Origin of the sequence: Lactobacillus sp. M0403 (assembly GCF_016101265.1) — a bacterium.
Lineage (GTDB): Bacteria > Bacillota > Bacilli > Lactobacillales > Lactobacillaceae > Lactobacillus > Lactobacillus apis.
On record NZ_JACFQV010000002.1, the window covers coordinates 108,012 to 127,952 of the forward strand.

The window sequence follows — 19,941 nt, forward strand, 5'->3', positions numbered from 1 at the left end:
TTTATTTTTCGTTAAATTTGATTTCTGTTTTTGCGAGATCAATCGTATAAGTTGTTTCTTCAAGTGGTCGTTTGGTCATGCCTTGGTCAGTTGAATAGATAATTAAGCATAGTTTGCTGCCTACTGGAATTTTATAGTAAGTAGGTTGTAATTCAAAGCTCAAATCATAGAATTCTCCTGGCTCAATTGCTGCAGGTTTTTGCATGTCCGCATAATTCTGTAGATTCATGTGAGCCTTAGTTATTAATTTAGCATGAGATAGCTTATCAGGAACAAATTCTTGCAATGTATCTGTTCCAAAACGAAAACCAAGTTCTTGGCCATCACGCATCAGGAATTTTGGTACTGCAGTTAGACGCTTACGGTCACCAAGTTCCACTAGAGCAACAGAAATTTGGCCTTTGTTAAGACTAGATGAAACACGTAATTTTACTTCAGGACGTCCAACAATAGTTACTGGGTGAATAAACTCATCTGTTGTAAAGCGAAGACTAGGCTTAGCCCATTTTTCATCACCAGCAATAAATTTATCTTGCCAAGCACTTTCAGAAATTTTAGCTGCTTTAAAATCTTTACCACCTAAATCAAGAAAAGCAAGCTTCTTTTTGCCGTTACCATCTTTTTGCAATTCGGCATCGTCAGTTGGGTAGTAAACTACTTTTTGACCAACGTCATTGCTCCAGTCCTCTTCATCGTGCCAGATATCGGCCTCGAGATTGTCTTGAATCATGACAGTTGGCCATTGATTGTAGGCATTATTTTCGATACCCAATAATTCGTGAACAAACCATAAATTCATTAAATCAGTGAAATCAATTGATACCAAGTTATTCATATTATAATGAGGTCCTTGGTGTAAAAATAAGTGGTGCTCAACCGGTAAGTCTTTTACTTTTTGCCAAATTTTATAGACATTTTTCGGCTTGACGTTCCAGTCATTTAGGCCATGAACGCTAATCCAAGAGCAATTGATTTTATCTGTATGATGACGGTAATTTCTATTTTCCCAGTAATCAGAATATTGGCCCGTTTTACGGTCTTCTTTTTCTAGTAGACTAGCCTGCATTTCATCATATTTAGGCTTAATCTTAATGTAGTCACCTGAATCCAGTAAGTTAGATTGACAAGTTTCTGCTAATAAATCTAAGTCTTCACCTTGACAATCTTCAGGAGCGATTACAAGGCCGTGTTCACGGTAGTAGTCATACCAAGAAGATATAGCAGCTTCAGAGACAACTGTCTTTAATCCGGCAACACCAGTCGTTGCGATTGCAATTTGTAAAGTCCCTAAATATGAGCGACCGGTCATTCCAATATTATGGTTGCACCAATCTGCTTTAATCTCATGTTTTCGCGAGCGGTCGGTATAGGCAATTCTGTCTCCATGAAGCCATTCAATAATTTCTTTGGCACTCTCAGTTTCTTCTGGGGCACCTGTGATTCGCAGACCGTCACTTCCTCGTGTACCGATTGCACCAGCAAAAACACTGGCAAAGCCGCGAGCTAACAAATATTCATTTAGGGTATAAGAAGATTTGCCGACAGCCATTTCAGTTGCAGAAGAAGTATTTTCATCACTAGGTTTTCTCGCTTTGACTACAGCAGATGGCTCGTACTGTGGATTTGTCCATTCAGTAGCATCCGTCAGATTTTCGTCAACATTATGGTTACGTTTTTCGTTGTCAATAATTCCACCAAAGTAGGGACTAGCTGTATACAAGGCTGGAACAGGCATTTTTTCACTTTCGAAAGGACGAAAAATAGTTGCTTGAAGTAAGTCAGATTGGCCGTCGCCATCAGTATCTAGATCACTTTCAACATAAACAACTTCTCGAATTACTTTGCTAGTGTCAAATACTGGTAAGCTTTTACCGTTCAAGAAGACAAACTGGTTAGTAGGCAATTCATTTTTACGGTTATAAAAATAGCCTTTGCCAGCCATTACATCGATTAGCAGCTGACCGTTTTTAGTACGCGTATTTAGTAATCGGTAAAAGGCACTAATTAGTTCTTCTTTATTACTAATACTGTCGACCATTGGCAAAGCTTGCTTTTTCATTGTCTTGCAGGGATCATTTAGGTCGTAGTCATAATGAACACGGTAGTCCAATAACTGTAAAGCGATATTGTAAAATTCAATCAATGAAATTTCTTCTGGTTTTGTATCCAAGAAAGCTGCCAAGGTTTGTGTAGGTGTAACAGCAATTTCATTTAGTTTTGTAGCACGAGCGTTTTCATCATTTGGCTGAACTTCGGCCCGACAATTTTCTACCATTTCGGCTAATAGTTGCGCAAAAGATAGATCCTGATAGTTAGCAGGCAAAAATTTAATTTGTAGTAGTTCTTTAACTTGCGTTTCTAATTTTGTTTCAACATATGCATACTGGTTATATTTCATCTTGTCCTCCTTATTATTTTCTTATTTTACCTGTTCTTGAGATGTTACGAAAGTTTAAAAAGAGGATAAATAAAAAACGGATTTTTACATCCGTTTTTACAGCCAAGTTTTTTTATATAAATCTTCTTTAAAGCCACAAGTTAGTTTTTCACCCTCAACAACTAGTGGGCGTTTAATTAGTTTACCGTTCTTCGACATCATATCGGCAGCCTCCTCAATTGACATTTCTGGAACGCGCTCTTTTAAGTTCAACTTGCGGTAGTCTTGACCATGAGTATTAAAGAAATATTTTAGCCCTCGATCTTGGTGCATTGTCATCCACTTAACAAGATCTTCTTTTCGAGGAGGTTGCTCAACTAAATCTTGAAAAGTGAAGTCAACATTATGATCTTGAAGCCATTTTTGTGCACTTCTAGAAGTTGAACAACGTTTATAACCATAAAAATTAATCATTATTATTTCCTTTTCTTAATCATCTTGGCACTTATTATAGCAGTGATTAATTAAATAGAAAATATATAGGCTAAGTCATTTTTATTCAAAATCTAATTCGAAATCTTTGCCAGTGAAAAAGTGGGTTTTAACCGATAATAAGTAGTTGGCAATAATTCCAAGTGCAATCGGTAAAATGAAAAAGAGGATTGTAATTAAAGCAATGTTAGCAAAATTAGCTTGGCGGCCGGCCATAGCAGCAACTGGTCCGATCAAACCGGAGAAACCGAATCCAGCACTCATTGGATTACCAACAATTCCAAAGATTGCGCCTAAAGCACCCATAATTCCAGCGTTAACTGCAAGTGGAATCAATAGCTTTGGCTGAGTAAGTAGGTTTGCCATCTGCATTTTTGGTGAACCCAAGAAATGCGCAATTGAGGTACCGAATGAATTTACTTTCCAACCAAAAATTGCTAGGGCAAAAGCTGCAGCAGTAATTCCCAAATTGGCAGAACCAGCCGCGATACCGTGAATACTAATTGCAGTTGCGATGCCGACAGATGAAATAGGTGAAACTACAAGGATTGCGAAAACAATTCCCATCAGTGTTCCCATTAGAATGGGTTGCAGTGATGTTAGATGTTCAATTCCTAAACCAATTATTCTCGTAAATGCACTGATTGGAATTCTGGTGAGACTTCCGATTCCACCTGCAACTACCAAAACAATTAGGGGGACAAGTAAAATTGTGTATGCCTTTAACTTTTTACCTAAAAACAGGACTAATGCGTAGGCAACCATGATCGTGACTGCGACATTAATTACGTCGCCGCTGCCGATTACTACAACTTTACCGTTTTGAATCGTAAAGTTACCAGCTGCAGCAGTAGCTGCAAGTGCAATGGATGAAGTTTGGATAGGGGTCAACTTACCAGTCATACCAACACAAACGGCACTAATTGCAGGTAGAAGTGAAGAAGCAAAAGTAGTAAAGGTAAGGATGAATCCTAGTTGAGGAAACATGGGTAGGAGTACTTTAATTAATTGACTAACTAAAGCGCCTGGAATTAACGCGACTACTATTCCTGTGGATAGGCCATTAAGCGTATCTAAGGTAATTCTTTTTAAAATTTTCATTCTTTTCTCCCGAAATAAAAAACTCACACAGTCAATCGCTGTGTGAGCATTACTCGAGAAGAGGTACTTAAGCTACGACACACAGCATTTTATTTGAACTGTGTGTCTAAGACAATACAAATTAGGCACTCAGATCATTCACTAAAGTACCAAAAATAATATTTAACTGGTGTTAGATTAGTTTTTATGTTTGTCATAATAATCTGTACCTCTCATAAATATTTAATCAATATCATACTAAACTAAATTTTAAAAAGCAAGCAAAATTAAAAATAAAATATTTAGTGTAAAAATCATAAATAGAAAATAATTCCTAAAAAATAAACTATTTAATACTTGTTAAGGACACCTTTGTTGAACTAAAATATTCAGTAATTGCATTATGGATTTTCCATAATCAGGTTTGAGAAAAAGGAGAAGTGATTAAAATATCTACGTTTATTAATTTTATTAGCTTTTTGGGTGACTGGTTGCTCTTTTCTTTTCCTTTATATCAGGGATTGATGGAGCTTTATGATTATAAGTGGTTTTTGACCGAATTTAATCAGTCTAGTAAATCACAACCGAAAATTTCACCACTTTATTGGATTGCACCAATAGTTAAGATTTATCTTGAGAAAAAACGTGCAGTGAAAATTTTAGGTGACATCATCAAGAATGAATCAGATTTGAGAACTGCGATGAGTTTTATTGACAAAGCTACGGCTTGGTACTTTGTGTCACTTGGTGGTTGGCTTAAGATGGTCTCATCTTTATATGAGTTCTTAGGCGAGCTTCACATTGAAAGTGTCCTCTGGCTAATTGTCGGTACAGTAATTTTGACTTTCTTAGGTATTTCTTCGGCATACTACCGTATTAATCCTAAGCGTCAAGAAAATCTGATTTCAAAACTCAAAGACAATTAAGTTATTAAGTGATTTACAAATCAAAAGGGCCTCAACTTAAAGTTGAGGCCCTTTTTGTTAATAAAAGCTGTTTCCTTTATGATTAAAAATTCAAAATTGGAGTTTTTGAGTAACTATAACTACCTATAATGTTTACATTCTATACTCGGATAAGTTAATATCATATTAGTGATTATCAAAGTATAAAAGGGGTACCAAAATGACAGATTTGAAATTTAAAAGTGTGCATATTAATGAATTAAGAAATTTTTCGGATATTGACTTTGATTTAGGAAATAGAATGACAGTTATTTCGGGAGTGAATGGAATTGGTAAGTCTTTTTTACTATCTCTAATTGTTTCAACAACTGGAACTTTTAATAGGAAACTCACTGGAGGTAACTTTCATCCTGATTTCTTTGATTTTTTTAAAATTGAACCTAATCCCCAAAAATATAAAAAGTACAGTATGTACGTCTCATTTAATCAAAAAGATTTTGAGAATCATTATTTGACAAAAAAAATTCGCTTTGCCAATTATTCAAAAGCTAAAAGGGGAATACGTGTATTACCGGAAACGAGTAATTACAAAATCGATAAAACAAAAAAAGAAGTGGACGCCGAAGTTAGGGAAAAATTCGAAATAGGTCCTGCTGCTAGGGTACCTATTCCAACTATTTATTTGAGCTTATCTAGAATACTTCCCTTAGGTGAAGAGGAGATTAAAGAGGAAAAACTTGATAGTAGATTTAATTCTATATTCAAGAATGGCTATTATGATTTTTATACGAAATGCTACAATTCAGTGTTTCCTAACTCAATTGATTCGAGTGCAAAAAAAGCAGCTAAAGTTAAAAGATCATTTATAAAAGATAATTATCTTAATGCTCAAGTAAGGAATACAACTACGGAAACACAATCAGTTGGGCAAGGAAATTTAAGCAGAATAATTTCTTCCTTGACTAATTTTTATGCTCTTAAACAGGAATTAGGTGATCAATATAGAGGTGGAATACTGTGCATAGATGAAGTAGACGCTACACTTCATCCAAGCGCAGTAATTGCATTGTTGAAATGTCTTGATGAACAATCTAAGGAATTAAATTTACAGATTTTGTTAACAACGCATTCTTTAACTGCTCTGAAATACATTATTAATTTACAAAATAGAGAACCTGAAAACTATCAACTTGTGTATTTTGTTGACAATAAAGTACCAAGAATCAACGTCTATGATGATTATAACAATTTAAAAGCTGACCTCCTTAATGAAAATTTACCTACATCGCCGAAAATAAAAATATACTTTGAAGATCAAACTACCCAAGAAGTTTTTAATTTATTAATAGATTGTGGTAAAAAGACTGGAAAAATAAAAACAAAAATTGAAGCAAAGCAAATACCGATTCATTTGGGTAATACAAATTTAAAAGGGTTACAAGACAGTGATGAGTATTTTAAAAAAGTTGTTATGATTTTAGATGGTGATGCTAAACTAAGAGATAAAAAAATTGATAATACTCGTGCAATGCACGATACAGAGTACAAACAATGTAAAAATTTAACTCCTCAAGAAAATAATAAGAAAAATATTGCTTTTTTACCTGGCTTTTTCCCTCCAGAAGTTTTCCTATATAATATATTTGAGGAATATACAACAAATGCAAAAAAGCATAACTCTTTTTGGAAATCATTAGGAGATAAGAGGGCTACATCAATAACTACTGTTGATTCTGTTATTAAGAAATTGAAAATTTCTAAAAATACAACGTTTGAGGACATACATGAAAAAAGCAAGTGGTTTGAAGAAGCTATAAAATTTGTAAAAGATTCAGATATTTTAATTAATTATTATAATGATTTAAGAAATAAACATGCTATAAATGAGTTCGAAGGTTTTTTAAAGCAATTTAAATCAGCTGAAGAAATTGTGTTAAAGAAAATTAGTTCTCAACTTTTTGATTAAATATGGCCAATTTGCAGTATCCTTGTTATTATGGATATGGAGGTAAAAATATGGCGCGTACAAAGTCATTATTAAGATATCCTGGAGGCAAATCTCAATTAACTGAATTTGTTAAGCATATTTTGGATATTAATAATTTACAAAAAACGTACATAGAACCTTTTGCTGGTGGTGCAGGATTAGCATTAAATCTTTTATTTGATAATTCAATTGACAATATTGTTCTTAATGATCGTGACTCCTCAATTTATTCTCTTTGGTACAATACGTTGAATAATATTGATGAACTTATATATAAAATAGAAAAAACTGAAATATCAGTAGAAGAATGGAAGCGTCAAAAAAAAGTTCATTTAGATAAAAAAGACGACCCTATTTCTGTTGAAAATGCATATTCAACCTTGTTTTTAAATAGGACTAATATTAGTGGAATTATTAATGGTGGTCCAATTGGTGGTTTTGAACAAAATGGAAAATATAAAATAGATTGTAGATTCAAGAAAGAAGTTCTTATTAAAAAGGCTAGGGAAATAAATAATAAGAAAAAATTCATTCAGCTGTATAACTTAGATGCAAACGAGTTCATACTGGAAAAGCTTTCTAATTATGAGCCAGATGACACATTTATTTTTTATGATCCCCCGTATTATAAACAGGGGAAAAATTTGTACATGTCTTTTGTGAGAAAAGATGATCATAAAAAATTAGCAAAGAATATTATTTCAAAAAATGAGTTTAATTGGATAACAACATATGATATTCAAGATGAAATTTATAATCTCTATTCTAAGCAAGCCCAAGCTTATACATATTCGTTGAGTTATTCAGCAAATATTAAGCGTAGAGCTAAAGAATACTTATTTGCAAACCCTAAAACAAAAATAGAAACTTTTGCTAATGTTAATTTAGAATAAAAAGGCCTCAACTTAAAGTTGGGGCCTTTTTGTTAATAGTCATTCGGGTACGAAAAAACCACCCCTACAAATTGTAAAGGTGGCTTCAAAAGTGATCCGGGTGAGATTCGAACTCACGACCCACGGTTTAGAAGACCGTTGCTCTATCCAGCTGAGCTACCAGACCATCAAATTTACGCTTGCCGCGCAAGAACAGTAACTATTATAGAAAAAAAGATGTCTAATTGCAACCACTAATTTTCAAATCTTCCATAATAATTGTTGTACTTTAAATAAATTTATATAGGGTGGTGTTTTATATAGTAATAATCTGTATAATTAAACCAATAAACTAAGGAAAAGGTAGAAAAAAGTATGAGAAGAAAGCTGTTAAAAATACTTCCTCTTATAAGTGTTTTGCTATTTTGTTTTGCTATGCCGCAAAAAGCGAAGGCAGAAGTTGAAGTTAAATATGATATTCAAAACAACCAGGTTACTTCTAAAGTAAATCCGGATGGCTCATTAACGATAAAACGCAGAATTGATTATGAATTTCAATCAACTGCTAACGGCGTTTTTTATCGTCAAAATCTTGAGCCTAATCAAAAGATTAAGCATGTCAAGATAACGACCAAGGCCAATGATGCACCAACGCTTAATTCGACCGATTTTACGCTTCGTAAAAGTGAACACGGCTATGAGATGATAGTGCCACATGTTGTTAGAGAGAAGCATGAACATTTTACTGTAACTTACGCCTACCAAATTACCAATGCAATTACTAATTATCGCGATATTGCTGAATTAAACTTTATGATTATTGGTAATGGCTGGGATACAAGATTAAAAAAAGTTAAAGCGAGTGTGATTTTTCCAGGCCCAGTTAAGGACTTGAAGGTTTGGGCCCATGGCCCACTTGATGGTAAGCTTGAAGTGGATCCTCAAGATGGCAAAATTATCATGACTGCTGATAATTTGGGTGGTCATACGGGAATTGAAGTCCATACTATTTTTCCATTAAGCGTAACGCCTAAAAATAAAAATGTAAAAAATGTCAATCATAAGCAGGCTGTTCTTAAACAAGAAAAGAAATTAGCAGCGCAAAGTAACGCCAAACAAAAGAAAAACTTGATGATTAGTCTAGTTCTTGTTTTAGTCAGTGTTGTGACGGGAATCCTCTCTATTTTTAAAGGCTTTACCACACAGAAGATAGGCTATAAGCCTAAAAAGACTAGTGAGTTAAGTCACGATTATGAAATACCTGATGCCAATCCAGTGATTGCTCAAGTTCTTGATACTGCTAAAGTTCCTGATAGTAAGGCTTTTACGGCTTACTTAATGGAGCTTGCTATTCATAAGAAAATTAAAATTGAAGATTACAAGAGTAAGCTAAAGACAACCTATTATCGTATTTCATTAATCGATGAGAATGTTGCACACGAAAGTACTCTTATGTGGATGCTTTTTAATGAAATTGGTGATGGAACAAGTTTTACTACAAAAGAATTGAAAAAAGCACGTGGTAAAAAGTTGGGACGCAGTTTTGATGACTGGGCTGACGATCAATTCTATTCAGCAGATAAAGATCAATATATGCCTGAGGAGTTATTGTTAAAGAAGAAGCGTAGTAACAGGATAATTCTTGGTTTGAGGATTGCGAGTTTGGTTGCAGCAGGTCTCTCCTTGTTATTTACCCGCAAGTATTTCTGGCCAGTTATTATTGTTGCAGGACTACTTTTTGTCATTGGTACTATAGGTATGTACAGGGACAAAAACCAGATCAATCTGTATTCCAAGAAGGGTGCACTTGAAGTTGACAAGGTACGTAGCTTTAAGAAGATGTTGAAAGACATTGGCCGTTTCAATATGAAAGAAGTTGGCGATTTAATCCTGTGGGAAGATATTTTACCTTATGCAGTTTCTTTTGGCTTAGCTAAGAAGGTTATGAAAGAACTTAAAATTGAATTTAACCAGGATGAGTTAAATAATAGTGATTTATTCTTCTATGGTTTTCTGGCTAATAGTGGTAAAAATAGTTTTGCTGAAAACTTCAATACCTGCTTTAAAAACGGAATTGCCGCTGGTTCAAGTAGCGTTTCAAGTGCTTCATTTGGTTCCGGTTCATCGGGCGGCTTTGGCGGCGGTTCCGGTGGTGGAGCATTTTAGAAATTTCATTAAAGGTCTAGTTGTTATGCTAGGCTTTTTTTGTTTGCTATACTATTAAAGATAGAGATTAGAAAAAAGTTGGAGATTAAAATGTTTGATTACCGGAATAATATAAAAAGAATTTTAAATCAGACTACTGGCGATGAGAAAAGCTTACGAAATGGTCTAGCAGCAATTAAGTTGATTTTAGGCATGACAGATGGTGATCAAGCAATACCAAAAGAAAAAAGGAAAAGTTCGATTGAACTTGATTTAAATCAAGTAAATATGCTTTTGACCAGTCTCACTAAATTGCTCCGGACACCAGGAGATGTTCAGGCAAAAAACACAGCTTTATCGGCGATTCAAAAACTGACAATGACACCACAAGTTGACCAAAAATTCAGGGATAATCTGATTGATCTTAAAAAGAATGTTAATTTGTCTAAGACTTCGAATGAACAAGTTAATCAAAAGATCTTTGAGCAGGCGCTTGAGAAAAAAGAAAAACCAAAAAAGGATTATCGAAAAGGTAAGCGTTATACAGTTGTTAGGCTTTTATCTGGTTGTGATTTAGTCGATGATGGTAATAGAATCGTTTATACGATGAAGGAATCGCAAATTCACTCTTTGAATTTAAAAAGTGGTGATATTGTCGAAGCTTTACCAGAAGAAAATAATCCACATTATGAAGCAGAAATTTTACGTATTGTTGGCTTTCGCAAGTTATCAAAAATGGAAGTTGATACTATTTCTACCTTTAAGTACGCTGTTGTACAAGGGAGACCAGGTCATTTGTCAATCAGCCGTAATGCTCAGGGGCAAAAACTACGTATTCGAGGCAAGGCAGTTTTACTCCCAATAGATTCAAGCAAATACTGGGATGATAATATTCAATTGGTTGATGGCTCAATTGTTGATTTAGCATGGTATGACGGGGATGTTAGGCTAAAGAAAAGTCCGGCTGACGCTATTCAAATTCGCTGGGTTTACCAGCTTGAACAGCCACAGTCGGCGACTCATGTTAAGAAAAAGAAAGATAAAGATAAAGTTGAAACGCAGGCAACTGAGTTACCAAAATTAGCTTTAGATCTTCATTACCAAAGAGTTGGTATTGCGGTAGGAGATAATCAAAACGAAGCTTTATTAGAGGGAATCGTAACTCGTTATAATGGAATTCCGATTCCAGTAGATGCCTTTCAGGGAAAGAAAAAAGTTATTGAGAATCAAATAAAAGATTTAGACTTGGTTATTTTGGTGACAGCATTTGCTGCTCATGATAGTGCTTGGAACATCAGTGAATTTGCAAGTAAATATAATGTCAAGTTCGCCGTTAGTTCAAGTAAGGGTTACCAATCATTTGAGCGTGCGCTATATCGTGCTGCCAAAGGGTTACCAGCATATGAGGGTAATCAAAGTATTCAATATGAAAAGGCAGATAACTAGATCAATTAAATCTATAAGTTTTTGATAATTTAGGAGGCAAAAAGACTTATTTCTTGCGTATATTAGTTATTTTCTTGTATTATATTAAATAACACTTTTTATGGAAGGAAGATGAGATGAAAAACATAAAGCACAAACACACATGGCAATATTGGTTATTTTTCTTGGCTGGACTTGAGATTATAACAATTGCAATTAACTTCTTCTATGCACCAATTAATGTAGCCGCAGGAGGATCAACGGGAATTTCAATTCTTGTAGACGCCGTATGGGGCATTAATCGCTCAATAACAGTTTTTATTGTCAATTTAATCATGCTCATTCTGGCAGTCATTTTTCTTGGCAAGGAAACTTTGAAAAAAGTGGCTCTCGGTAGTATGTTGCTGCCAATTTTAATGGCAATCACGCCAAGCATGAAATTGACTACTAACAATATGCTGGCGGTAATTTATGGTGGTGTTCTAATGGGAATTGGGGTATCAATGCTTTATCGCATCAATGCCTCATCTGGTGGAACAACAATTCCACCACTTATTATCAAAAAGTACTTTTACATCGATCCTGCTATGTCGCTGATGGCAATTGATATGACTATAATTGTCTTAAACCTCTTTGTTGATGGGACGGAAGCATTCTTACTTGCCGCTTTTTCGCAGGTAATTACAACAATTACAATGCGGTATACAGAAACTGGTTTTGATAAGAAATACCAGGTTAGAATCATGAGTAATACAAAGTTGGATCAGGTTCGTGATATGCTACAAAATGACTATGAAGGTCTAACAGTTTTCAACGTTGTTGGTGGTTACACCGATAAAGACAAACAGCAGCTGGTAATTGTAGTTGATACCAACGAATACGGTCAATTAGTAGCAAAAATACGTGAAATTGATAATGAAGCCTTCATCGTGACAGAAAATGTAGCAAAAGTTCACGGTGGAAAGTGGCAAATTTAAGGCTCAATTAGTTGGATTTTTATTGCCAATTTTTGTTTGAAGTAGTACTATATAGGAGTTGTATTTGTGGAGACCTTCACATCTGCAACCGCACATTTTGTGGTTAGAAGTTTTCTATCAAGAAACACCTCAATTGGCGAGTCTAAGTAAATTTTTGGAGGGCAGTAAATGTACGCAATTATTAAAACCGGCGGAAAGCAATACAAAGTTGCTGAAGGCGATAGTGTTTTTGTTGAAAAGCTTGACGTTGAAGAAGGTAAGGAAGTTACTTTTGACGAAGTAATCTTAACTTCTGACGGCAATAACGTTAAGGTTGGTGCACCTTTAGTTGATGGCGCCAAGGTTGTTGCTAAGGTTGAGAAGCAAGGTAAGGAAAAGAAAGTTGTTACTTTCAAGTACAAGCCTAAGAAGCACTCACATTCAAAATATGGTCACCGTCAACCTTATACTAAGGTTACAATTGAAAAAATTGAATTAAACTAGAGGTGAAACAATTATGAATATTTTAAATCTTAAATTATTTGCCCACCACAAGGGTGGAGGTTCTACTGCTAACGGTCGTGATTCAGCTGGTCGTCGTTTAGGCGCTAAGGCTGCAGACGGTCAAACAATTCACGCAGGTACGATTATCTATCGTCAACGTGGTACTAAGATTCACCCTGGCAAGAACGTTGGTCAAGGTGGAGATGACACATTATTTGCATTAGTAAATGGTGTAGTTAAGTTTGAACGTAAGGATAAATACAGAAAGCAAGTTTCTGTTATCCCAGTTGAAGAAGAAGCTAAGTAATTTAGTTCTTAATTAAGAAGACGAAAAGCATGTGCTTCTCGTCTTTTTCTGTGTTAAAAAATACGTTATGATCTATAAATAGTTTTTAGCAGTAAAATATAGTCAAACTTTACATAGGAGAAAAAAGATGGCTGAAAAAAATGAATTATTAAGTCTACTAAATAGGCGTATTACAGAAGTAGCTAATTTAATAAAAGAAAAAAATGCAGATGCTATACTCATTTTTAATCAAGCTAACTATCGTTATTTGACTAATTTTACTGGTGAAGAAGCACAGTTGATTTTGACAGCTGCAGGTGATCGGATTTTACTATCAGATTCGCGTTTTGCGGGCCAAATAAAGGCTCAGGCTCCTGGTGAAATGACTGTTATTATGAAGCATGGCAACCAGGATCAAGAAATATCTGATCAGTTAAAAAAGGCTAATCTGAAAAAAGTCTTGGTTGAAGGGGAATTTGTTTCAGCAACTGAGTTATTTACTTTGCAAGAGCTTAATCCAGAAATTGATTTTGAACTTTGTGAAGAATTAGTTGAACGAGTTAGAAACGTTAAAGATCCGCTGGAAATTGAGATGCTCCGTCGTGCGATTAATATTTCAATGGATAGCTTCAATGAAATTCTACCTTTAGTAAAGCCAGGGGCAATTGAGCGTAATATTGGTGCCAAACTTGATTACCTCTTTAAAGTTAATGGAGGCGATGGTCCGAGCTTTGATACAATTATTGCTTCTGGCGCGCGTTCAGCTTGGGCACACGGAGTTGCAAGCGATAAAGTAATTGAAGATGGCGACATGGTTGTAATTGACTTTGGTGCCTTTTATAATGGTTACGCAGCTGACATTACGCGGACTGTAGCAGTTGGTAAAGTTGATCAAGAAATGCAAAAAATTTATGAGATTGTTCATGAAGCTCAAAGACGTGGTATCGAAGCAGCAGTGGTAGGCAATCAAGGTAGTGATGTTGACCATGCTGCCCGCGACTATATCACTGAACAAGGCTATGGTCAGTACTTCGGTCATGGCATTGGGCACGGAATCGGCTTAGAAATTCACGAACTCTGTCAACCGGCGTTACCATTTGGTAAGCAAGAATTGGTAAATAATATGGTTCATACTGTCGAGCCCGGAATTTACCTTCCTAATAAAGGTGGGGTTAGAATTGAAGATGATATTCTTGTTCACGACAATTCGCCAGAGACTTTATCTACTTTACCTAAGGATGAGTTAATTTCTTTATAAAGTTAGAGATTATTTATAGTAAAATCACGTGTTAATTGGTAAGATATTATTATGGAGATGAGGTTCTTAATATGACAATGATTTCAGTTAACGAGTTTAAAAATGGTTTGACCATCAAGTACAATAATGACTTATGGCGCATCGTTGAGTTCCAACATGTTAAACCTGGTAAAGGTAGTGCCTTTGTTCGTTCCAAGTTAAAGAGCTTAAACACTGGTGCAGTTCAAGAATATACATTCCGTTCCACTGCTAAAGTTGAAACTGCGGAAATCCAAACAAAGGGTATGCAATACCTTTATAACGATGGTTCAAACTATGTTTTCATGGATACAACTACTTATGATCAGTTAGCAATTCCAAATGAACAAATTACTGATGAAGCTAAGTATTTAAAGGAAAACATGGATGTTAGTGTAATTATGCATGATGGTAAGACATTAGGAATTCAATTACCTAACACGGTTGAATTAGCGGTTTCAAAAACTGAACCAAATATTAAGGGTGATACTTCTTCAGGTGGTGGTAAACCTGCTACAATGGAGACAGGTTTAGTAGTCAACGTGCCATTCTTTATTAATGAAGGCGATGTATTAATTATCAATACTGTTGATGGCACATACGTATCTCGCGCAAATAAATAGTTTTTTGAGGTAAACAAAATGGCAGATAGTTCAAAAATTGTCTTAGATGATAAAAATAACGGTGAAGAAATTGAAATAGATCCTAGTGTTCTTGAAGTTATTATGGGCATTGCTGCCGAAAAAGTTGACGGTGTGGCTGAAATGCATGGCAATGTCAGATCTGGAATTAACTGGGTTTTAGGTCGCGAAGATTTACGTCGCGGCGTCGAAATCAGAGTAAACGAAGATGGTGACTTAATTGCTGACGTCTACGTTGGTCTTGAAGCTGGCTGTAATGTTCCAAAAATCGCAAAGGATCTTCAAAAGTCATTAAGACAGCAAGTGCTTCAAATGACTGATCTGACTCTCAAGGAAATTAATGTCCATGTAATCGGTCTAGTATTCCCAGAGGAAGAAGAGCAGGATGATAGTGGTACCTCTCAACTTTTCTCTGACATTGATGAAAAGGATAAAAATGAATCAACACGAGAGTCGTAGAGTTGCAATGCAGGCTGTATATTTAGCTAATCAAGATTTAAAGTATACACCTGCTGAAGTTGAGGCAAAAACCGTTGCAATGCTTGATTTAAAAGAACTTTCTGCTTATTCAAAGACTTTAATTGAAGGTGTGATTGAAAAGCGGGACGAGCTAAAAGGTCAGCTTGCTTCTTATCTAAAGAAAAACTGGCGCATTGATCGAATTGACCAAATTTCGCTGGCTATTTTAGAAATAGCTCTATTTGAAATTAAATATAGCGATGAAATTGAGCCTAAAGCAGCGGTCAATGAAGCTTTGAACTTATGTGATGAGTTTGCGGATCCAAAAACTAAACCGTTTATTAACGGTATTTTGGCAAATTTCATCCAAAAATAATTAATAGTCGGCTTGATAGCCGGCTATTTTTTTAAAAAAGGAATAAACTAATGGGTCAATTTCTAGATGGAAAGAACTTAGCTGATGAGCGCGCGGCTATACTAAAGACACAAGTTAGTGAATTAAAAAGTCAGGGAATAGTTCCATTATTTTGCGTAATTAATATTGGTGATGATCCAAGTAGTAAGCTCTATATTAAAACTAAAAAAAGGCGAGCAGATGAAATTGGAATTGTTCAAAAAGTCTATCAACTGCCTAAAACACAGAGTCAGCAGTCTTTGTTAACTCTGATTGATCGGTTAAATCAGGATAAAAAAGTTTACGGTATTATGATCCAGTTACCGGTCCCACCGCAAATTAACCTCAATGAAGCATTGGAACATATCGACCCAGAAAAAGATGTCGATTGTTTGACGCCGAGTAATGTAGGCCGTTTATGGCGCGGTGACCATTATGTAGAACCTGCAACAGCTCATGGTGTATTGGCATTACTTGATCACTATCAAATTAAGTTACATGGCAAAAAAGTGGTAATCATCGGTCGTAGTAGTATTGTTGGCAAGCCATTAGCTGCTTTAATGCTAGAAAGAGATGCGACAGTTTCTATTTTGCATTCAAAAACAAAACAGCTTGCTGAATATACCAAAAATGCCGATATACTTGTTTCAGCTGTTGGACACGCTAACTTGATTACGCCAGAGATGGTCAAAGAAAATGCAGTGGTGATCGATGTTGGCATTAATAGAGTTAACAATCAAACTGTTGGGGATGTTAATACTGTGTTGGTTAAACCTAAAGTGAGCTTTATTACGCCAGTCCCTGGAGGAATTGGGCCTTTAACTGTAGAATCATTGATGGAGCAAGTTGTTAAACTAACAAGGAGAAAAAATGGCAGATAATAAGTATCTTACAGTTACGGATCTGAATTACTATATTACACAGAAGTTCAAAAATGATCCGTATTTGCATAAAGTTTTTCTTCAAGGTGAACTGTCTAATTTTCGCTATCGCAGAAATTCTCATCAATATTTTTCGTTGAAAGATGAAAAATCTAAAATAAATGTGGTAATGTTCCGTTCATATTTTGATAAGGTTAAATTCAAGCCTGAAGAGGGTATGAAGGTCTATATTTCGGGTTATGTAAGTGTGTATGGTCCCCAAGGTACCTACCAATTTTATGCCGAATCAATGGAACCTGCTGGTCTTGGGGCACTATATGAGCAGTTAAAACAATTGCAAAGAAAATTATCTGACGAAGGTTTGTTTGATGAAGCCCATAAGAGGCCGTTGCCAAAGTTTCCAGATCATATTGCAGTAGTTACAAGTGCTTCCGGAGCAGTAATTCATGATATTTTGGTTACTGTCAATCGCAGATTTCCTCATGCCGAAGTTGATTTATTTCCTGCTCAAGTTCAAGGAGATCGTGCTGCAGATTCTTTGGTGGAAGCAATGAAACAAATTACCAGTTATGGTGACAAATATGATGTCATGATTATTGGTAGAGGTGGTGGCTCGCTTGAAGATTTGTGGCCTTTTAATGAAGAAAAAGTGGTTCGGCAAGTTTATGATATGAGTATGCCGGTTATTTCATCAGTTGGTCATGAAACTGATACTACCTTGTGTGATTTGGTGGCTGATGCCCGTGCTGCAACACCCACTGCTGCAGCTGAATATGCAACACCTAACTTGCCTGATGAATTAGCTAATATTCATCAATTACAAAGCAGCCTATTGGCAAGTATGCAGAATATTATTCGAGTTAGACGTGAATATTTGAATCGTATTAACAATTCGGTCATTATGAGAGAACCGGCCAGACTATATGACGAGCAGGCCCAAACCGTCGATTTATTACGTGAGCGGCTTCACAGTAGCATGATTCATCTACTTGAGCGGCAAAGACAACAATATCAACTTACAAAGCAAAAGCTAGTTGGTGTGAATCCAGAAAAGAAAATTGAGCAAGTGCTTCAACAAGAGAACTTTTTCTACCAAAAACTAGTTTCCAATATGCAGACGCTTTTACGCGAAAAAAGGCATCATTTGGCTCAAGCTGGTCAGCAATTGAACGACTACAGCCCCTTAATGACGCTTGATCGTGGTTATGCTTATGTAACTGATGATACGCAGAAGACAATTACTTCTGTGGATCAATTGAAGAAGAATAATGAAATAAACATTAATTTTAAAGATGGTAAAGCACAGGCTGTTGTAAAAGCAGTTAGGAGAAACGAAAATGGCAACTAAGAAAAATAACTTCGAAGAAGAATTAAATGAATTACAAAAAATTGTTAGCAACCTTGAAAATGGTAATGTAGCCTTAGAAGATGCATTGACTGAATTTCAAACTGGAGTAAAACTGAGTAAGGACTTGAACAAACGTTTAACGGAAGCAGAGGAGACTGTTGCCAAATTAATTGATAGTGATGGTACAGAACATCAATTAGATCCAAATGACGCTGCAGCACCGGAAGAATAATATGAATTTTGTAGAATTTAGAAAAAAATGGACACCCAAAATTGATCAATATTTAGAGGAACATTTAAAACAAGACATTGATGACAAAAAAATAAGTCAAATTATGACCTATTCAGTAATGGCTGGTGGTAAAAGACTGCGGCCCTTATTGTTTTTGGCTACCTTAGATTCTTTAAATAAGGACATTACGAATTCTGAAGTTCAAATTGCTTGTGGTATCGAACTAATCCACACGTATTCTTTGATTCATGATGATTTACCTGCGATGGATAATGATGATTATCGCCGTGGCAAATTAACCAGTCATAAAAAATGGGGTGAAGCTGAAGCAATATTGGCTGGAGACGCATTGCTTCCATTAGGAATTCAATGGATTGCAGAAGGCAGCAAGTCCTATGAATTGGTTGAAATTATTACCTCAGCAGTTGGACCCAACGGTATGGTTGGAGGACAATATCTTGACATTGATTCAACCAATAATGCAAGTGTGGCTGATGACGAAGTTTTAATTGATCGAATGGAATGGTTAAAAACTGGTTGCTTGATTGAAGCTTGTGTCAAAATGGGTGCTGTTTATGCGGGAGCAGATGAAAATAGTAAGACAAATCTAATTAAATTTGCCGATAATTTTGGTCGAGCATACCAAATTTATGATGATTTAGTTGATGTCGTTCAAACTAGTAAAGAGGCTGGAAAAGCAACTCACAAGGACCAAGAAAATGGTAAGAACAATACTTTAACAATTCTTGGTATTGAACAAAGTAGAAGAGAACTGACCAAATTAATTGCTGAGGCAAAAGCAAATTTAACGAGTCTTAACAATGGAGTTTTAACTGGTTTTCTAGATTTATATCAAAAGGTGCTCTAAAAAATGAAAGAAAGAGCTGACATACTATTAGCTAAACAAGGACTTTTTAACTCTCGAACTCAGGCACAGCGAGCAATTATGGCTGGTTTGGTTTCGGATCACAATCATCAGCGGATTGATAAGAGTGGAACAAGTTTTCCTGAAGATGAACATTTTTATATTAAAAAGTCGGATAAAAAATATGTCTCACGTGGGGGTTTTAAGCTCGAAAAAGCCCTTGAATCGTTCGAAATTGATTTAACAGATAAAATATGTCTTGATATTGGAGCTTCTACCGGTGGTTTTACAGATGTTGCACTACAGAACCACGCCAAAATGGTGTATGCACTTGACGTAGGATACAATCAGTTGGCTTGGCAGTTGCGAGATGACAAACGCGTTGTGGTCATGGAAAAGCAAAATTTCCGTTTTAGTAAACCTGAAGATTTTACCCAGGGATTACCTGATTTTGCGATGACTGACGTTTCTTTTATTTCACTTGATCTAATTATGCCGCCAATGTACGACATTCTTAAAAATGATTGTGATGCTGTTTGCCTAATTAAGCCTCAATTTGAAGCGGGGCCAGAAAATGTTGGTAAACACGGAATTGTTCATGACCACCAGGTTCATTGCAATGTAATTGAACATACCATCGAAAAAGCGCGTGAAATAGGCTTTAACGTGCTAGGCCTTGATTATTCACCAATTAAAGGTGGCAAAGGCAATATTGAATTTTTAATTCATTTGCAAAAAAGTGAAGAAGATGGTGGGCAAATGCTATGGTCAGGAACCCCTGAAGAAGTTGTTGAACGAGCAGTTGCTGAGCTTTAG

At 35.6% G+C, this 19,941-nt stretch carries 20 protein-coding genes, 1 tRNA gene and 1 other annotated feature; of the genes, 17 read left to right on the forward strand and 4 right to left on the reverse strand.

Going from position 1 to position 19,941, the window contains the following annotated elements; translation table 11 throughout:
- Position 1: 1 nt before the first annotated feature.
- The 3 genes from H3T48_RS03085 to H3T48_RS03095 form a co-directional block, all read right to left on the reverse strand.
- Positions 2-2,398, reverse strand: coding sequence for a Xaa-Pro dipeptidyl-peptidase (locus H3T48_RS03085; RefSeq protein WP_198188443.1), 2,397 nt, complete (start codon positions 2,396-2,398; stop codon positions 2-4).
- A gap of 96 nt (positions 2,399-2,494) precedes the next feature.
- Entirely contained in the window at positions 2,495-2,851 is a 357-nt protein-coding gene (locus tag H3T48_RS03090) for an arsenate reductase family protein (protein WP_198182332.1), read from the reverse strand.
- An 81-nt stretch (positions 2,852-2,932) separates the two neighbouring features.
- Positions 2,933-3,970 (reverse strand): PTS sugar transporter subunit IIC, encoded by a 1,038-nt coding sequence (locus H3T48_RS03095; RefSeq protein WP_198188445.1) that lies wholly within the window; start codon positions 3,968-3,970, stop codon positions 2,933-2,935.
- A 419-nt stretch (positions 3,971-4,389) separates the two neighbouring features.
- Between H3T48_RS03095 and H3T48_RS03100 the strand changes: the two genes are divergently transcribed.
- The 3 genes from H3T48_RS03100 (at position 4,390) to H3T48_RS03110 (ending at position 7,734) form a co-directional block, all read left to right on the forward strand.
- A complete protein-coding gene (locus tag H3T48_RS03100; protein WP_074425117.1) occupies positions 4,390-4,875 on the forward strand; it encodes a hypothetical protein in 486 nt (161 codons plus the stop codon).
- A 199-nt stretch (positions 4,876-5,074) separates the two neighbouring features.
- The gene (locus H3T48_RS03105; protein ID WP_198188446.1) at positions 5,075-6,820 is read left to right on the forward strand and encodes an AAA family ATPase; all 1,746 of its coding nucleotides are present in this window, start codon (positions 5,075-5,077) and stop codon (positions 6,818-6,820) included.
- Positions 6,821-6,870: 50 nt separating this feature from the next.
- Entirely contained in the window at positions 6,871-7,734 is an 864-nt protein-coding gene (locus H3T48_RS03110) for a DNA adenine methylase (RefSeq protein ID WP_046307193.1), read from the forward strand.
- Positions 7,735-7,826: 92 nt separating this feature from the next.
- Here the strand turns inward: H3T48_RS03110 and H3T48_RS03115 are convergent.
- A tRNA-Arg gene (locus H3T48_RS03115) sits at positions 7,827-7,900 on the reverse strand.
- A gap of 248 nt (positions 7,901-8,148) precedes the next feature.
- Between H3T48_RS03115 and H3T48_RS03120 the strand changes: the two genes are divergently transcribed.
- The 14 genes from H3T48_RS03120 to H3T48_RS03185 all read left to right on the forward strand — a co-directional run bounded on the left by H3T48_RS03120 (position 8,149) and on the right by H3T48_RS03185 (position 19,941).
- Positions 8,149-9,879 carry a DUF2207 domain-containing protein gene (locus H3T48_RS03120; protein ID WP_198188447.1) on the forward strand — a complete coding sequence of 577 codons (1,731 nt, stop codon included), beginning with the start codon at positions 8,149-8,151 and terminating at the stop codon, positions 9,877-9,879.
- A gap of 90 nt (positions 9,880-9,969) precedes the next feature.
- Complete coding sequence (locus tag H3T48_RS03125; protein ID WP_198188448.1) at positions 9,970-11,304, forward strand: DUF2325 domain-containing protein; 1,335 nt, start codon at positions 9,970-9,972, stop codon at positions 11,302-11,304.
- Positions 11,305-11,420: 116 nt separating this feature from the next.
- Complete coding sequence (locus H3T48_RS03130; RefSeq protein ID WP_109715612.1) at positions 11,421-12,260, forward strand: YitT family protein; 840 nt, start codon at positions 11,421-11,423, stop codon at positions 12,258-12,260.
- 76 nt (positions 12,261-12,336) lie between these two features.
- Positions 12,337-12,414, forward strand: a sequence feature (ribosomal protein L21 leader region).
- 14 nt (positions 12,415-12,428) lie between these two features.
- On the forward strand, positions 12,429-12,743 hold the full coding sequence (gene rplU / locus H3T48_RS03135) for a 50S ribosomal protein L21 (RefSeq protein WP_046307185.1): 315 nt from the start codon (positions 12,429-12,431) through the stop codon (positions 12,741-12,743).
- 13 nt (positions 12,744-12,756) lie between these two features.
- The gene (gene rpmA, locus H3T48_RS03140; protein ID WP_046307181.1) at positions 12,757-13,050 is read left to right on the forward strand and encodes a 50S ribosomal protein L27; all 294 of its coding nucleotides are present in this window, start codon (positions 12,757-12,759) and stop codon (positions 13,048-13,050) included.
- A gap of 127 nt (positions 13,051-13,177) precedes the next feature.
- Complete coding sequence (locus H3T48_RS03145; protein WP_109715611.1) at positions 13,178-14,287, forward strand: Xaa-Pro peptidase family protein; 1,110 nt, start codon at positions 13,178-13,180, stop codon at positions 14,285-14,287.
- Positions 14,288-14,358: 71 nt separating this feature from the next.
- Entirely contained in the window at positions 14,359-14,928 is a 570-nt protein-coding gene (gene efp / locus H3T48_RS03150; protein WP_046307177.1) for an elongation factor P, read from the forward strand.
- An 18-nt stretch (positions 14,929-14,946) separates the two neighbouring features.
- On the forward strand, positions 14,947-15,405 hold the full coding sequence (locus tag H3T48_RS03155) for an Asp23/Gls24 family envelope stress response protein (RefSeq protein WP_046307175.1): 459 nt from the start codon (positions 14,947-14,949) through the stop codon (positions 15,403-15,405).
- Positions 15,383-15,781 (forward strand): transcription antitermination factor NusB, encoded by a 399-nt coding sequence (gene nusB / locus H3T48_RS03160; RefSeq protein WP_046307173.1) that lies wholly within the window; start codon positions 15,383-15,385, stop codon positions 15,779-15,781. Before H3T48_RS03155 ends, nusB begins: the two co-directional genes overlap by 23 nt.
- A gap of 50 nt (positions 15,782-15,831) precedes the next feature.
- Positions 15,832-16,680 carry a tetrahydrofolate dehydrogenase/cyclohydrolase catalytic domain-containing protein gene (locus H3T48_RS03165; RefSeq protein ID WP_198188449.1) on the forward strand — a complete coding sequence of 283 codons (849 nt, stop codon included), beginning with the start codon at positions 15,832-15,834 and terminating at the stop codon, positions 16,678-16,680.
- Entirely contained in the window at positions 16,670-18,028 is a 1,359-nt protein-coding gene (xseA, locus tag H3T48_RS03170; RefSeq protein ID WP_046307170.1) for an exodeoxyribonuclease VII large subunit, read from the forward strand. Before H3T48_RS03165 ends, xseA begins: the two co-directional genes overlap by 11 nt.
- Positions 18,018-18,260: an exodeoxyribonuclease VII small subunit gene (locus tag H3T48_RS03175; RefSeq protein ID WP_046307168.1), complete on the forward strand. Its 243-nt coding sequence runs from the start codon at positions 18,018-18,020 to the stop codon at positions 18,258-18,260. Before xseA ends, H3T48_RS03175 begins: the two co-directional genes overlap by 11 nt.
- A 1-nt stretch (position 18,261) precedes the next feature.
- Positions 18,262-19,128, forward strand: coding sequence for a polyprenyl synthetase family protein (locus H3T48_RS03180; RefSeq protein ID WP_198188450.1), 867 nt, complete (start codon positions 18,262-18,264; stop codon positions 19,126-19,128).
- Between the two features lie 3 nt (positions 19,129-19,131).
- Positions 19,132-19,941, forward strand: a complete 810-nt coding sequence (locus tag H3T48_RS03185; protein WP_198188451.1) for a TlyA family RNA methyltransferase — start codon at positions 19,132-19,134, stop codon at positions 19,939-19,941.